Genomic DNA, 1964 nt, shown 5'->3' with positions numbered 1-1964 from the left:
CCACGAGCTTCAACGTGGTTAGCGCCACGAGCATCACGGCCGTTGTGCCGGCCGGAGCCACGACGGGCGCCATTGTCGTCACTACCCCCGGCGGCACGGCTACCTCGGCCACCAACTTCACGGTTATCGTACCGAACCCAGTGCCGACCATCACCAGCCTCTCGCCCAACTCGGCCGTGGCCGGCAGCGGGGCCTTTGCCCTGACGGTAACGGGCACCAACTTCATCAGCGGCTCGGTGGTAACCTTCAACGGCACGGCCTTGACCACGACCTTCGTTTCGGCCACCCAGCTCACGGCGGCCGTACCGGCCTCGGCCGTGGCTACGGCGGGCACCTACAACGTGACCGTCACCAACGCTGCTCCCGGCGGCGGTACCTCCAACGCGGCCACGTTCACCGTGACCACGCCGGTACCGACCATCGTCAGCTTTACGCCCACTTCGGGCCCGGTAGGTACGGTGGTAACCATCACGGGTACCAACCTCACCGGTGCCACGGCGGTACGCTTCAACGGCACGCTAGCCACGGTCTTCAACGTGGTGAATGCCACGACCATCACGGCCACGGTACCAACTGGGGCTACCACGGGTACCATTGCCGTCACCACTCCCGGCGGCACGGCTACCTCGACCGGCGTATTCACGGTTATCGTACCGAATCCGGTGCCGACCATCGTGAGCATGACCCCGAACAGCGTGGCGCGCAACACTCCGTCGTTTACCATCACGCTGACGGGTACCAACTTCCTGAGCTCCTCGGTGGTGAACTTCAACGGCACTGCGCTGACGACGACCTTTGTGTCGGCTACGTCGCTGACGGCCTTGGTTCCGGCCAGCGCCGTCATGGTGGCTGGCACGGTGCCCGTTACGGTAACCAATCCGGCTCCAGGAGGAGGCACTTCAGCTCCCGTTGTGTTTACCATCCTCATGGAAACGGCGACGCTGAATGGCCAGGCCCTGGCCGGCTTCGCCCTGTATCCGAACCCCACGGTAGGGGAGGTGACCATCGAGCTGCCCAAAACCTGGACCAACCCGAACCAGCCCGTGCGCCTGACCGACCTGACCGGCCGTACGGTGCTCCAGACCCGCCTCGGTGCCGATGGTAAGCTCAATCTGAGCCAGTTGTCGGCCGGCGTGTACCTGGTGACCATTGGCGAAGGCCCGCAGCAGATTATGCGCCGCGTGGTGAAGAACTAACCATCAGGCGCTAGCCGCCGCTAAAAAAAAGACCTTTCCTAGCCTACAGGAAAGGTCTTTTTTTTGCCCTAGGGCGCAGGTTTAACTATTCCATAACACTTGAGCTTGGTACCCCCTTTAGAAGCAGTTGTAACTTTGCGGCTTTCGTGGTAGGTTTATATTCCCTAAGTACGCTCCTAATTCACACCCTTCCCCATATGATTGCAACCTCTACTTTGCTACCGCGCTTCACCCGGCCCGGTTCTCCCCCGTGGAAATTCCTGTTGCTGCTGCTGCTTTTGTGCCCGCTGGTAGGGTGGGGGCAAGCGGTTAGTATCACGCCGACTCACGATGGTGTCATTGCGAACAACCCAAGCTGGACGCATACAAACATCACGCAGAATACTGCGGGTGGCTATTTGCAGTTTACTTCTGCTTCGTCTCCGACGCTGATTTCCCCAGCGCTGAACTTTACTGCTTACGGAACCAAGACGCTGACTTTCTCGGCGCGAACTTTCGGGGGTACTACAGGTAGCAGCAACGTGATTAACGTCGCTATTTCGGTAAACAATGGGGGCAGTTACACCACTTTGACGCCTAATGCTGTTCCAAATAGCTCTTCCTTTTCCTCGTTTAACTATGATCTGACAAGCTACACCGGTACGCAGGTTCTTGTCCGCATTCAAGATCCGGGAGCAACTAACAGCATAGGGGTAGGGGTTGACAACATCGCTATTACCGGTGTTCTGAACACGCCTACCATTACTTCTATTGATCCAACGACTGTCG

The 1964-nt window shown here is 58.9% G+C and carries 2 protein-coding genes; both read left to right on the top strand.

The features are described from left to right. Positions 1-1196, top strand: a 1196-nt coding sequence (locus EWM57_RS20905; RefSeq protein WP_129923225.1) for an IPT/TIG domain-containing protein, incomplete at its 5' end; no start/stop codon positions are given. Positions 1197-1393: 197 nt separating this feature from the next. Continuing rightward, positions 1394-1964: hypothetical protein (locus EWM57_RS20900; RefSeq protein WP_129923224.1), on the top strand; the 571-nt coding region annotated here is incomplete at its 3' end.

Origin of the sequence: Hymenobacter persicinus (genome assembly GCF_004167665.1) — a bacterium.
GTDB lineage: Bacteria > Bacteroidota > Bacteroidia > Cytophagales > Hymenobacteraceae > Hymenobacter > Hymenobacter persicinus.
The sequence above is the reverse complement of the archived record's forward strand: the minus strand, read 5'-3'. Positions and strand labels throughout refer to the sequence as shown.